The sequence below is a fragment of the Pseudobdellovibrionaceae bacterium genome (assembly GCA_020635075.1).
GTDB lineage: Bacteria > Bdellovibrionota > Bdellovibrionia > Bdellovibrionales > UBA1609 > JADZEO01.
Genome location: JACKAM010000003.1, coordinates 63,156 through 76,618 on the forward strand (window position 1 = coordinate 63,156; position 13,463 = coordinate 76,618).

Sequence of the window (13,463 nt, forward strand, 5' to 3'; positions counted from 1 at the left end):
CAGGGTTTGACTCCGCCGATCTCAGACCCCAGTGAATTCACGATGAATCGCTGGGTTGCCTTTTTTAGGGGGCTCGTTTTACCATTTGATTTCAACCTCTTAGAGGTCCGGAAAAATTTGGCTAAGTAGCGAATTTTTCGCTGAAATTTCGCACCTCATTCCTTGCAAAAAAAACTTGATGGGCAGCATTAGAAGTCTTTATAAAGGGGCTAACAGGGCGGAGCGGATTTTCGCCCATTTTTTATTGGGAACCTTACAAAGGAAAGCTCGATGGACAAGACCAGGTATATCGAAGTTTCACTACATCAACGTCATGCCACCCTCTCTAAGGATGGAGCTCTCATCGTTAAGACCGGCGCTAGCACCGGGCGATCCACCAAAGAACGTTTTGTTGTTCAACGTCCAGAGATCAGCGAAGACATCGACTGGGGCACTGTGAATCAAGCGGTCAGCCCTGAGTTTGCCGATGCCTACTTTGCCGCTTTAAAAAAGCGCGTGGTCACTGCCGATCACTTTTGCATGAATGGTTATGTAGGAAGCTTTGATATTGAGGTCATCTCCACCAGCCCCTGGCACGTGGTTTTTGCCAAAAACATGTTCCGCCGCCATTTTATTCCTGAACTAAAAAAACATATTCCTGACGATGTGAAGATCGAAGTGTGGCACGATCCCCACGGCAAGGTTTCTGACCTGAACCTGGGCATGGACTTCCCCTTTGAAAAGGCCATCATTGTCGACTTGGCCCAACTCAAGGTGGGCATTATCGGCACGGCCTATGCCGGAGAAATCAAAAAGTCGGCCTTCTCTGTCTGCAACTACCTGATGCCCAAGTACGGCATCTTCCCCATGCACTCTTCGGCCAACTGCCTGGAGGATGGCGACAACTCTTCGGTACTCTTTGGTCTTTCTGGAACTGGCAAGACCACACTGAGTGCCGATCCCGAGCGCTTTCTCATTGGTGATGACGAAATCGTTTGGTCGGAAAGCGGTATTTCCAATCTGGAAGGCGGCTGTTACGCCAAATTGATCAATCTCCAGGAATCTCACGAGCCGGACATCTTCCAGGCGGCTAACAAGTTTGGCTCTATTCTTGAAAACGTCTGCTTTAATGAAACCACTCGTGAAATCGACTTCTGTGATGACACCATCACCGAAAACACCCGCGGTAGCTACAGCCTGGATGTTTTGAGTCGGGTCTATGACCAATCCCAGGAGGCCAAGCCACCCAAGTCGGTGATCTTTTTGACTGCTGACGCCTTTGGTGCCCTGCCCGCCGTGGCCCGCTTGGATGAGTGGCAGGCTCAGTATCATTTTATTTCTGGCTACACAGCTAAATTGGCTGGAACTGAGATCGGTGTGACTGAGCCCCAGGCCACTTTTAGCGCCTGCTTTGGTGCCCCATTTATGCCCCGCCCGGCAAACGTCTACGCCAACATGCTGGCTGAGATGTCCAAAAAGTATGACGTTACCGTCTGGCTTCTCAACACAGGTTGGACCAAAGGTGGCTATGGCAAGGGCGAGCGCTTCCCCATTCCGGTCAGCCGTCGCCTACTGAAGGCCATACAAAGTGGTGAACTGAACAATGCGGAAATGAAGAAGCACCCGGTGTTCGGGTTTGAGGTTCCGGTTGAAGTTCCGGGTGTGGACACCGAGTGGCTGTGCTTCCCTGAAGGTCCTCAGGTGATGGAATTGGCCCAGCGCTTTATTGCCAACGCCGAAACCAAGAAGTCCTCTTTCACTCAGGAGATTGTGGAAAAAGGCGGCCCCCGGGTTCTCAACTAAAATTGATTTTGTAAGCTCAAAAATTTAGAGGCCGGATCTTAAGATCCGGCCTCTTTTTTGTATCAAGTCACGAAATCAGCTGGCCTCAGGGTTGGGTATATTAGGGTCAGCTTGAAGAACGACAAGTACCGTTCCTAAAGATGAGTCCAGCAGCGTCCGTTCCACGAAGGGCCCAAACCAGGGAACCCTTCCAAGTTCCATCTTGCTGGATCGCCATCCGCAAGACCTTTCCATAGTTCTCTGTCCAAAAGGAAACTTCCTGATCCTTTGAGCCAGATCTGGTAGCTTCCTGCCCCAGTGTCTGATGGTAGACGACCCTTCCAGAACTCACCTCGCGTCGTTCATGAGCGAGTGTCAGCTCCAGATGCTTACCCACTGAATCCCTGTGCAGGCGAACAGTGGCCTGGACTCTGGTGAATTCACTCGACGAGTTACGAAGACCTTCAGGCGATTCAAAGCGACAGACCATCAGGACCTGGGTCTGCTTAACCTCTTCACCTGGCTTGGACCAATCGGCCCATTCAAAAAGGCCTCTATGCCCTTTGATGCTCAACAACTCCCGATCGCCGGGATTAAATTCCAAATCAATCCAACTAATCTCACGGCTATCTTCCCACTGACATTGAGGCAATAAGATTGCCCGACTGTCAAAGACCGCCAGGGCTTGGGCACCGTGCCCGCAGCCCCGACCGTCACCATCTGTGTAATAGTAGCCATTCCTGAGCATCGGAGGCCGCCCAGTCCGGAGTGCCGCTGACAGTCCGTTTGAGATCGGCTCGGTGGTGTCGGAACAGGCAAGGAGGAGGAAAGGAAGAATACTCGCTACCAATTTGAGTTTTGAACAGCTTCTACTTTTTAACATCGCCAAGTCTCCCTTTTTATCCTTCCCCAAGAAACTTACCCTACATACAAAGTATCGGTGAAAGGGGGCGAGAAGCGAACTTATAAAAATGGTTAGAGAAAGCCACTAGGTCCCAAAAGGTTCCAGGTCCTCAATTGATATGCATAGTGACAAATGGAACTCCTGTGGGAGTACCTTTTGTCACTATGCATATCAATTGAGGACCTGGAACCTTTTGGGGCCGATCGGCTAGAACCCGCGGTGGCGGCAGATACCGTCGCGGAACTCGCGGAACATGCCGCCCACATTCCAGCGGAGAACGCCTTCAGGCGGCAGACTGAGCACGGGCTCGTAGACATCGAGGCGGCTCACGAGCCCCTCGGTCGGTCGATATTGGACACGGTCATCATCCGTATCAAGCCCCGCATTCACAAATGGAACACTGCCCTTTTCCACCAATGGCTTGGCCATCGGAACGAAGGTGATCTTTTCGTAGTTCAATCCCAATGTATAAGAGTCGTCCACTGAACGGTACTTAACCACCGCCTGAATGACACTATAGTAAAAGTCCGTACCCATCATAGGAATCGGCATGGGATAGAAATGGCAAACCGCCCAGTCATAAGACTCAACTGTGGCTGGCCGACTCTCGTAAAAGGAGAAAATTCCTCCTACTCCAATCTTCTGATAAACGAGGATGTCAGGGTTAACCGAAGAATAAGCTAATTCGGTGGGGCTCACATCCTGGCCCGCTCCCTTCTCCTCACAACCGTCAAAATATTTGATGTTAGACTCACCGGCCACACGAATGATGCCCTTGATGTTTGTGACCTCGTTGGAGCCCTCTGGTGTACACTCGGTCTCAGGGTCCACAGAGTAGTAGTTGCGGGGCTTGCCACCATATCCGGTTCCGTTACCGTTGCCGACCATCCCGCCAATGGAATCAAACTCGCCAATTTTGGTGATGTCCTGAAGGCCTTTAGAGCGATAGCTCACGCCAATAGGAGAACAGGCCTGAAAATGAATTTGCAGGATCAGTCCAAAGATGATTGCAACGACGGCCATCGGTGCAATATATGGAGACCGTTTATTCATAACCTAGCGCCACCCCATTGCCCTTCCAGAGGGTAGGAATATTATAGGGGACTTCCCCCCCGGTAGGGCGGGAAAATGGCCTCGAATTATCAGCTAAAAATAAAGAGTAAATCACCTAGAATATTAAACAGAGCCTGTCTCAGAGCAGGACGCTGTTAAACTTTTTGCCGTCGAACTTGTGGACATTCCCTACCGAGGCACGGGCCTCTCGTGAAAGCACTTCCCATTGTAGAAAGTGCGTTCGCGACCAAGAATGTACCACTCAAATCGACCCATCTCAAATTCCTTAAATTCATCAAATGTCGACTTGAGCTCGCGATGTGGACCTGATAGTTCTTGATATTCTTTGGTGCGACCACTGTCCTCGAACCAACGTCCGACTTCAATGACCATTTCTGATCCCTGAAACACGCGAATAGGTTGCCTCATACCATTCACATCCACCTGTTCGTACTTCACATTCATGGTGTAATAAGGTGTGAGATCATTCCAGCGATGAACGGTCACATTGATTCGTGAAAAATAACTGTTGGTTCCGGAAAGGACTTCAGGAAATGGTGTGAAATCACAACTGGCCACCACCTGCCTTTTGCCTTCTTCCTGTTTCGGAAATGTTGAACGCTCTTCAAAGATCGAACCCTTACGACGGAAGTAAAGCACTTCCGGATTGTGCTCAGAGAAAACCACTTCCTGAGAGGGAATCTGTTCCCCGTTTTCCTCTTTACACCCGTCGTAATAGGTGATCGCCTTGTCATTACCAACCGTGATAATGCCTTTAACATTGGATTGACTGCCGTCCTTGGCAACACAGTCCTGGTTCGGGTCAATCCAATAGTAGGTGGGCTTTCCACCGTACCCGGTGCCGTTGCCATTTCCTGTGCCACGGCTCTCCAGAGTCGTTTCTTTGTCTTCAGATCCTTCTGAACCCACGACCCGCAACTCCGTGCAGGACGATGCCACTGCAATGATCAGGAAACACCCCACTATAAGAATCCAATTCTTTGCAAGCTCTTCCTTAAAGACTTGCCCTAATCCCTTAGATAGATCCCCATTTGCCATTTTGTCTCCCGCCTCTATGTCTCAAAATCGTACAGATTACATTCGCTTCATCACCTTGAGACACTTACATTATATTGTTTCGCGAGCTTCGATAGACACTGATATATTTGGGGAGAGATGGATGATAAGTACCTAAAAGTAGTAGAGCGTCTTGAGGAGTTGAGCCGAAATGGACTGGGGGCCGAGGTTCGCAAGCAAATGCAGAACCTGGTGGTGGTCAAAGTGCCCAGGCAATATCGCTTACCATTGGCGAACTTAGCTCGAAGGAACAACCTCCCACTCATGTCCATCAGGCTGCTCAACCCCATAGTTCGTTCAGAGCGGGCGTTGGATGTCCCGGCCTCTTACCAGGAGTTGGCTGAGTATGCCTCTTCTTTGCTTTACATTGGCGCCGGAAAGGAGGCCGAGGAGCTCTTGAGTAGCCTCGATCCCTCGCAGATTCCACGCGTTTTACTTTATCGCTCGTTCTCATGCTTTGGCCGCTGGGAATACGAGCGGGCCATTCCGCTGTTGATGGAATACATTGAGCGCGAACCCGATCCATATTTGAATACCGTAGGGGAGATCAACCTTGCCGCGGCAAAGGTCTTTCTTGGTCATGAAGATGTTGAGTCGTTGTTGGAGAGTCTGCGCACCAAAACCCGCGATCGGGAGTACTGGCTGCTCCACGGTAATAGTCTGGAATTGTCGGCACTGATGACTCTTTCTAACAAACAATATCGTGATACCAAAAAGTTTCTCAACGAAGCCGCCGTAGTTCTTGAGAAATCTCAATCTCTCAACGATCTGTTTGTGCGAAAGTGGCGGGCTATTTTGAGTTTACATCAAGATCCGGATTCGAAGGAGGCCGCCAAACAGGTGCAAAAAATCAAAGCTGAAGGGGCCAAGTACCAAAACTGGGAAACAGTTAGGGACTGCGAATTCCACCTGGCGGTAGAAACCAAGAATCAGGACTTGTTTGGTCGAGTGTATTTTGGCACACCCTATCCCGCCTATCGACAGACCATGCGGGATAAGATCCCCCGACAATGGAAGATCCCTGATGAGTATCTACTCGCTTCGACCTCGGCCGCCAATCCCCAGCTCGTTCTTGATCTCAAACTTGGCAAAGAAACTCACGGACGATTTGAACTCAAGCCGGGTCAACTTCTCCATCGAGCCCTGGTGTTGTTGATTGAAGACTTTTACCACCCAAAACGGGTGGGAACCTTACATTCTGAACTGTTTCCAGACAGCTACTTCAACCCGGTCTCTTCTCCCAACCGCATCTACCAGGTGATCTCGCGCCTGAGACAGTGGGCCGAGGGCACCAATGTCCCTCTAAGTATCAAAGAGGACAACGGCTACTATTGGGCTCGGGTGCTGGCCGGACTGGGCGTTCTTGTACGTGAAGAGAAGACCCTGGCCTCAGAGGTTTCTCCCAATCAAACTCTGATCAACCGCCTTCAGGAACAGAGGATCGAGGAGTTCTCAGCCAAACAAGCCTGTGACAGCCTCGGCCTTTCTCGCAGCTCCTTCAATAGATTTGCCAAATGGGCGATTGACGAGGGCGTCCTGGAGAAGAGAGGACAAAGTTCTGCCACTCATTACCGACTTATAAAGAACGCTGCCTGATTGCGTCTGCGATCCACACTTGCCGAAGTGACTCAATTTGAAACAGATCTCTCGCCAAATACATAAGTTTGCTTCAATCCCTTTAAATCTTAAACTGATACTGTCAGTCTCATTATTGGGCTGACTTGAGGTGTGTAAGGAAAAGATTGGGAGCTTGCTATGGAACTCTTAAGTGGGATATCTGAGTTCATTCGCGAGAACCTGGCCATATTTGTGTTGTCCATTATGGTCGGTATCGCCGGTGGTCTGAAATTGAAAACAATCTCCAAGACTTCAGAAGTGTGCGACCCCTCCGCTCCGGAGTGTGTCAGCTATCTAAAAAACAAGTACGAAGGTCGCGGGCCGGCCTCGGAGGATCAGCCAGGATCTGGCAAGAAAGCAAAACATAAACGAGCCAACAGGATTCAAAGATTCTTTAGATCTGGAATCGGCTCTCACGATTAATTCTAAAACGCTTATCTTTTTCTCATTAGCAGCTCGGCGTAGCCACCAGCATAATTGCCTGCGTTTTGAAAACCCATCGCAAGTAACGCCATGGTCACCGCCGCTGACCGGACTCCGCGATTACTGATAACCAGAATGCGGTCCTTGAGACCGACTCCAACCCCTCGTAACTGATTACGCATGGACTCTTTGATCTGTCCCCCAGCGGTGAAAAATTCTTTCCATTCGATGTGCATTGCCTGAATGTCCGGGTTTTGATAGCCAAGCCCAAAACCTGTTTTGGAGAAATACTCTTTCTTAGATCTCACATCTAGGATGTGGACTTTGTCCATTGGATCCTTGCGAGAAACCGCAGACTTAAGAACCTCCTGCCGGTCGGCCAGAACTGATCGTACCACTTGAGGCTTCCAGTCTTCATGATTTTTGAGGGGTGAGGACTGGATATTGGTCATCATTTTGTCAAAAATTTTAATGTCAGAGATTTGGACCTTGGAGACACCCAGGTAAAACAGGGTCCAGGCCATGCGCCCCTCCTCTCCCTGGCCATCCAAACCCTTCCCCACGATCACCACTTCGCTCGTAGGACCGATCCCCTTAAGGGCCAAGCGCTTGGTCACCCGACCCACATCCGCCTGAATGAGGCCCGGTACAGCTCCTCTCACCTGAGCAAAATCCTCCCACTGAAGATGAATGGAATTGGGAATATGAGCCATGGTGTAATCAAAATTGGAGCGCACATCGACGACCACGGTGTCATCTTTGATCTCAACGGGAGCCTTCATTTGTTGAGAAAGTTCCTCAAAGTTAATGATCCGGGTTTCCACAACCCGAGTTGGATCGGGAGTCTGGCAGCCAAAAAGAGCTAGAATAACCGCACCAGCTGCCGCGCCACAAAGATATCTCAAATGCTTTGAGACCGAGACCATTCGGCCACCACCCTTATTTGTGTTTCATGGTTGGGAAAAACAAAATATCGCGAATACTAGGCTGGTTGGTGAGCATCATCACCAAGCGTTCAACTCCCAAACCCACGCCTCCTGTGGGTGGCATCCCCACATCAATAGCGTGTGCAAAGTCGTGGTCCATGGGCTGAGCCTCTTCGTCGATGACCCGCAGGGCTTCTTGTTCTTTGAGACGCTCCAGCTGGTCTTCTGGATCATTGAGTTCTGTGTAGGCATTGCCCAATTCCATTCCTGCCACGATGGGCTCAAAGCGCTCTACCAAACCCGACTTTGTCCGGTGCTTCTTGGTCAAGGGAGACACCTCAACCGGAAAATCGATCACAAAGGTCGGCTGCCAAAGATGCTTTTCAGCCGTCAACTCAAAGGCCTCCATGATCATCTCCCCGCGACGACCAATCTTTTTACGGTCCGATCCCAGAGACTTGATCTTATTGAACAACTCATCGTCACTCATGGATTCAGGATCAAATCCGCCATACTCTTTGATTCCGTCATTGACGCTCAAGCGCTTCCAGGGAGGAGTGAAATCAATCTCCTTTTCTGTATAGACCACCTTCATGGAACCGGTGATTTTTTGACAAACCGTTGAGACCAGCTCTTCAAATTGCCTCATCTGGTCTTCGTAATCCGTATAGGCCTCGTAGTACTCCATCATGGTGAACTCAGGGTTATGAGACCTGTCGATACCCTCATTGCGAAAATTTTTTGAGATCTCGTAAACCTTGTTAAAACCACCGACCACCAGACGCTTCAAGTAGAGTTCCGGCGAAATTTTCAAAAACAGCTTCATATCCAATGCACGGTGATGGGTTGAAAAGGGATAAGCCGCCGCTCCCCCATAAATGGGCTGGAGCACAGGCGTTTCCACTTCCAAAAAACCCCGCCCGTCAAGGAAGCTGCGGATCTCACGGATGATCGCTGAACGCATTTCAAAAATCTTGCGGGTTTCGGGATTCATGATCAGGTCCAAATGCCGATAGCGATACTTGAGTTCAACATCCGTCAAACCGTGGTACTTCTCCGGCAGTGGCTCCAGTGTTTTGCACAAGATGGAGAACTCCTGAGCGTGAACAGAAAGTTCACCCTTTTTCGTTTTAAAGATGAAGCCCTTAACACCGACGATATCGCCAATATCAATCAGCTCAAAGGCTGTGGCCATTTGCTCGGACAGATCTTCCACCCGAACATAGACCTGCATACGACCTGTCTCGTCCTGAATATTGAAAAAGGAGGCCTTTCCCATGTCCCTCTTGGTCATCAGGCGACCGGCCACCACCACAACCTGGTCCTCTAGCTTCTGCCCGGCTTCCAAGTGACCAAACTTCTCCTTTAAACCGCCACTTTCGTGCGTTGGTTTAAAGTTGTGAGGAAATGGGTCAATACCTTTTTCTTTGAGAGCATGAAGCTTACGGCGCTTTTCAGCTCTCAAGGGATTGTCTCTTTCCTCAACACCAATCTGGGAGTTCGTCTCCTTTTCCATTCTATCTCTTTCCGTCAAGTGGTTTACTCAGCAGCGCCCGCGTAGATGTCCATGACCTGATGAAGAAGTTGAACTGCTTCAGCCTTTGGTCTTTGGAAAGCATTGCGCCCCATGATGCTACCGAAGGACCCTCCCTGAGCCAAGCCCTTGACCTCTTCAAGAACCGCCTCTGTACCTTTTGCGGCTCCACCGCTAAAAATCACCACGCGCTTGCCATTAAAGGCAGAATCCAACACGTGGCGAGTGCGATCTGCCAAGTGCTCAATCTTGATGTTCATTTCCTGATAGACCTTGCGGGCCGCATCTTGTTCAATGTGAGAGGTTGGCGGCTTCACTTTAATGAAGTTGGCGCCGAGCTGGGCGGCAATCTGTGCCGCATAAGCAACCACATCAATGGCGGTCTCTCCATCAGTGGAAAGATCTGTTCCACGAGGGTAAGACCACATCACCACGGCCAAACCTGCGTCCTTGGCCATGCGTGAAGCATAGGCAATCTCTTCGTACATTTCCTTGCGCGCCTCAGAGCCGGGGTAAATGGTAAAGCCAATGGCACAGCAGCCAAGGCGAAGAGCATCGTCCACCGAGGAAGTTAAGGCCGAGTGGGGCGCCCCTTTGGTGCCGAACAATGTGTCTGAGTTGTTAATTTTCAAAATCAAAGGAATCTCACCAGCATATTCCCGGGCACAGGCTTCAATGAAGCCCAGTGGAGCGGCATAGGCATTACATCCCGATTCAATCGCCAGATTGAAGTGATAGGAAGGATCATAACCATCAGGGTTTTTAGCAAAACTACGAGCCGGACCATGTTCAAAACCTTGATCCACGGGAAGGATAACCAACTTACCTGATCCACCCAGACGGCCGTGGTTGAGCATTCTTGCCATATTGGTCAAGACGCCGGGGTTTTCACTTCCGTACCAACTCAAAATCTCCCTAACTCTTGGTGTCATATCGCTTCCCTTCGAGGGCGCAAAAGGCCCTGTTGAACTGGTTTTTTTAAACGCTACAAACCTAGTCATTGTCAGTACCTAAATCAAGCAAAAGTCCAATTCAGAAAGGCCCTTCTAGAGCTGGATTTTACACTCTGTTTCCACCATAATCCTTCTCCTCATGAGAGCCTTCATTCACAGCCGCCTGGCCCCCTTTAAACATGCGAGCTTCCGTCGCTACTTCCTGGTGCAGACTCTGTCGATGATTGGCACCTGGTCCCACGATCTAGCTCGGGCCTGGATCGTGGTGGAGATGATGGGGAAAGCCGCTGCCCTGGGGCTTCTCATGCTCTCCGTTGCTCTGCCCACTCTGATTTTGATTCTCCAAGGCGGAGTTTTGGTCGACAAACTTGAAGTCCGCCGACTGATGATGGCGACCCGAGCCACTTTGGCCGTTTCCGCTGTGACCCTGGCGGCTCTGACTGAGTTTGGCGAGATTCAACTGTGGCATCTGCTGGTGTTTGGCTTTCTTGAGGGGAGTGTCATGGCCTTTGATTCTCCTGCTGAGCAGGCCATGCGGGTGCGGTTGGTCCCTCGAGATGACTTCCAGCAGGCCATTGCCCTTATGTCCTCCAATTTCCACTTGGCGAGAATGATGGGGCCTTTGGTGGCTGGCTTTCTCATGATCCAACACGGCCCATCCCTGGTGTTTTTGGTCGATGGCATTTCCTATGTGGGAGTACTTCTCATCCTGTCCCAGCTTCAGCTTCAACCCATCTTGCGGCGGCCTCCCGAACCCAGCCAGTCCCATAGTGCTGCCCTGATTGAGGGCTTAAAGTATCTGATTCGCACTCCCAAGTTGCGCTACCCCATGTTTCAGCTGCTTCTCACCATCTGCCTGATCTTTCCCCAGATCGTGGTCATCTTTCGCACTTATGTGAGAGAAAAATTCCAGTTGTCGTCGGGCGAGTTTGGCTACGTATTTAGCCTTCCCGCAATGGGAGCCCTCGCCGGCACCCTTGTATTTGCTCTGTGGAAACCCAAGACCCCCATTCACACTCTGCGCCTGAGCATCCCCTGTTTGTTGGTGGGATACACCCTGGTCCCCCTCATGCCCACGGTGACCGCCACTGCCGGGACGATGATGATCACTGGCTTTTTCTCCTATTTGACCTTTGCTTCACTCACGATCACCATGCATCTGGAAGTGGAGGAGGATTTCCGGGGGCGCATCGGCTCAGTGATCGGCCTGGGATTTCTCGCCATCGGCCCCATGATGTCCTTTCCCGTTGGCGGACTGGCTGATCGCATTGGATTTACGCCGGCCGTCTGGAGCCTGACATGGGCATTTGGTTTACTCAGCGCCCTTTTCGCTTACCTCCACTTCCGTGCCCTGGGGCGCAGAGCCCAATATAAGGAAAAAACCTGAGGTTTCCATTGGCAATAAAATCCGCTATGGTAGGCCCTTAATCGCGAGGTAGACGATGGCGCAAATCACTGTGAGCTTTGAAACCACACCCAATCCCCAATCGATGAAATTCAACTTTTCTGCACCTATCGCGGAAGAGATGGCTGAGTTCAACGACGCCGGCAACTGCCGACGCTCACCTTTGGCAACCAAGATCTTTGGCTTCCCCTGGGCGGCAGGGATCATGATCGGGCATGACTTTGTCACCATCACCAAACAGGACTGGGTGGAATGGGATGTCATTGCTGAGCCATTGGCAAGTCTCCTGCAAGAACACATTGAGCGCGGCGAAGCCGTCCTTCTCCCCGAGACCTCAGTTGCCGCAAGCGAAGACAGCGAACAGGTGATTCTTATTAAGCGCATTCTCAACGAGGAAATCCGCCCAGCTGTGGCCATGGATGGAGGAGATATTGTCTTTCACCGCTACGAAGAAGGCGTGGTCTACGTCTACATGCGCGGAGCCTGCAGTGGCTGCCCCAGCTCGATGATGACTCTGAAAGACGGAGTGGAAGCTCGGCTCAAAGCCGCCCTCCCTGAAATCATCGAAGTCATTGCTCTTTAGACTATTTGATCCAGCTGACTTTGCGAGTGGCCTCTACTGTTGAAACCACTTCTTTTTGCATAGCCAGCAATAGGTCTTGAGCAAAGACCGTTGCGGGGTACTGCAAATCCTCAAGTGAGAGAGTCGGTACAGGTGTTCCTGTGTTGCTCACATTGACGGCAAAGTGAATCATGGCGGAAACAGGGCTCACGGTGGCCACACTAATGCTGAGTTTTCTTTCGCCGGCAAATAGGTCGTCACCGGAGCGAAACAGTTCTTGAGCCAAGGATCGGCTGCCTGCCTTTTGGCGAATGAGATCTAAGGCGATCGAGGACATTAATCGCTGCAGAGCCACTGCGGCCAACAGGCTGCAGTCAAACTTCTCTACCACAAAATGAACCATATCCGACCCAGCAATGGGACTTCGCGCCCTCAGGTCTTCGCCGTCCACCATATGTTCCCAGGCCACATCACAGGGCCCTCGCCAGGCAATAATCGAATCACCGAGGATTCCCTCGTTCATATAGGCGTAAAGGGATCGAAGCTGGCTGCCGTCATAACAAATGTTTTTATCGAGCCATTTGGTCCGCACTTAGGCCTCCTTCATCGCGCGCTGAAAGCGCTGACAGGACTCACACTCACCACACCAACTGTCCCCCGCATGGTAGCAGGGCCACAGCCGATCAAATGGCACTTTTAGATCCTTCCCCAATCGCACAATTTCGGTTTTGCTCAAATCAACAGTAAAACACTTGGTCTTTACCCCACGTGCCGTGGAAAAGGAAAAACTGTGATCCAAAGCCTGCAGGAATTCACGAGTGTTGTCAGGGAAAGTTGCGGCCTCTTCGGAATTAAATCCAGGAATCACCACCTCAGCTCCCAAACCTTCAGCAAAGCCGGCAGCAATGTTAAGCAAAATGCCATTGCGATTGGGGACCCAAACTTTTTCTGCCGTCTGTTCCGAAGTCTTCAAATCATCAATAGACACTTCAGACCCTTGCGGCACCGGCTGATTCGCGTCCGTTAGCGAAGAGCGGGAAAACACTTTGAACCAAGGGAGCTCCACCACCTGATGAGTAATGCCAAGGCCGGCACATAGAGCTCGCGCTGATTCAATCTCTTTGCGAGCCGCCCGTTGACCATAATCAAAGGTCAGGGCCATGATCACTTCGGTATCCCGATGGGCTTGATACAAATTGACTGATGAATCCAGCCCTCCGGAAAGAAGGACCAGGGATTTTATTTTCA

Annotated in this window: 13 protein-coding genes; 5 read left to right on the plus strand and 8 right to left on the minus strand. The window is 50.8% G+C overall.

Annotation, left to right across the window (positions count from 1 at the left end):
• Positions 1-270 precede the first annotated feature (270 nt).
• The gene (locus tag H6624_14745; protein MCB9085602.1) at positions 271-1,782 is read left to right on the plus strand and encodes a phosphoenolpyruvate carboxykinase (ATP); all 1,512 of its coding nucleotides are present in this window, start codon (positions 271-273) and stop codon (positions 1,780-1,782) included.
• Between the two features lie 106 nt (positions 1,783-1,888).
• Here H6624_14745 and H6624_14750 read toward each other — a convergent pair whose 3' ends face one another.
• The 3 genes from H6624_14750 to H6624_14760 all read right to left on the minus strand — a co-directional run bounded on the left by H6624_14750 (position 1,889) and on the right by H6624_14760 (position 4,777).
• Positions 1,889-2,509, minus strand: coding sequence for a hypothetical protein (locus tag H6624_14750; GenBank protein ID MCB9085603.1), 621 nt, complete (start codon positions 2,507-2,509; stop codon positions 1,889-1,891).
• Positions 2,510-2,872: 363 nt separating this feature from the next.
• Entirely contained in the window at positions 2,873-3,718 is an 846-nt protein-coding gene (locus H6624_14755; protein ID MCB9085604.1) for a hypothetical protein, read from the minus strand.
• Between the two features lie 189 nt (positions 3,719-3,907).
• Positions 3,908-4,777 carry a hypothetical protein gene (locus H6624_14760; protein MCB9085605.1) on the minus strand — a complete coding sequence of 290 codons (870 nt, stop codon included), beginning with the start codon at positions 4,775-4,777 and terminating at the stop codon, positions 3,908-3,910.
• 117 nt (positions 4,778-4,894) lie between these two features.
• Here H6624_14760 and H6624_14765 point away from each other — a divergent pair, with 117 nt between their 5' ends.
• On the plus strand, positions 4,895-6,391 hold the full coding sequence (locus tag H6624_14765; protein MCB9085606.1) for a hypothetical protein: 1,497 nt from the start codon (positions 4,895-4,897) through the stop codon (positions 6,389-6,391).
• A gap of 159 nt (positions 6,392-6,550) precedes the next feature.
• Entirely contained in the window at positions 6,551-6,835 is a 285-nt protein-coding gene (locus H6624_14770) for a hypothetical protein (GenBank protein MCB9085607.1), read from the plus strand.
• An 11-nt stretch (positions 6,836-6,846) separates the two neighbouring features.
• Here H6624_14770 and H6624_14775 read toward each other — a convergent pair whose 3' ends face one another.
• From H6624_14775 to H6624_14785, 3 genes are read right to left on the minus strand one after another with little or no spacing between them, the layout of a single operon-like run.
• The gene (locus tag H6624_14775; GenBank protein ID MCB9085608.1) at positions 6,847-7,761 is read right to left on the minus strand and encodes a hypothetical protein; all 915 of its coding nucleotides are present in this window, start codon (positions 7,759-7,761) and stop codon (positions 6,847-6,849) included.
• Positions 7,762-7,774: 13 nt separating this feature from the next.
• Entirely contained in the window at positions 7,775-9,253 is a 1,479-nt protein-coding gene (gene lysS, locus H6624_14780; GenBank protein ID MCB9085609.1) for a lysine--tRNA ligase, read from the minus strand.
• A gap of 47 nt (positions 9,254-9,300) precedes the next feature.
• The gene (locus tag H6624_14785; GenBank protein ID MCB9085610.1) at positions 9,301-10,227 is read right to left on the minus strand and encodes a class I fructose-bisphosphate aldolase; all 927 of its coding nucleotides are present in this window, start codon (positions 10,225-10,227) and stop codon (positions 9,301-9,303) included.
• Between the two features lie 160 nt (positions 10,228-10,387).
• On the opposite strand from H6624_14785, the gene H6624_14790 reads away from it, so the two are divergent.
• Both H6624_14790 and H6624_14795 read left to right on the plus strand, forming a co-directional pair.
• Positions 10,388-11,635: an MFS transporter gene (locus H6624_14790; GenBank protein ID MCB9085611.1), complete on the plus strand. Its 1,248-nt coding sequence runs from the start codon at positions 10,388-10,390 to the stop codon at positions 11,633-11,635.
• A 55-nt stretch (positions 11,636-11,690) separates the two neighbouring features.
• A complete protein-coding gene (locus tag H6624_14795; protein MCB9085612.1) occupies positions 11,691-12,236 on the plus strand; it encodes a NifU family protein in 546 nt (181 codons plus the stop codon).
• Between the two features lies 1 nt (position 12,237).
• Here the strand turns inward: H6624_14795 and H6624_14800 are convergent, their stop codons facing one another.
• Both H6624_14800 and queC read right to left on the minus strand, forming a co-directional pair.
• Positions 12,238-12,807 (minus strand): DUF366 family protein, encoded by a 570-nt coding sequence (locus tag H6624_14800; GenBank protein MCB9085613.1) that lies wholly within the window; start codon positions 12,805-12,807, stop codon positions 12,238-12,240.
• Positions 12,808-13,458: a 7-cyano-7-deazaguanine synthase QueC gene (gene queC / locus H6624_14805; GenBank protein ID MCB9085614.1), complete on the minus strand. Its 651-nt coding sequence runs from the start codon at positions 13,456-13,458 to the stop codon at positions 12,808-12,810.
• Between the last annotated feature and the right edge of the window lie 5 nt (positions 13,459-13,463).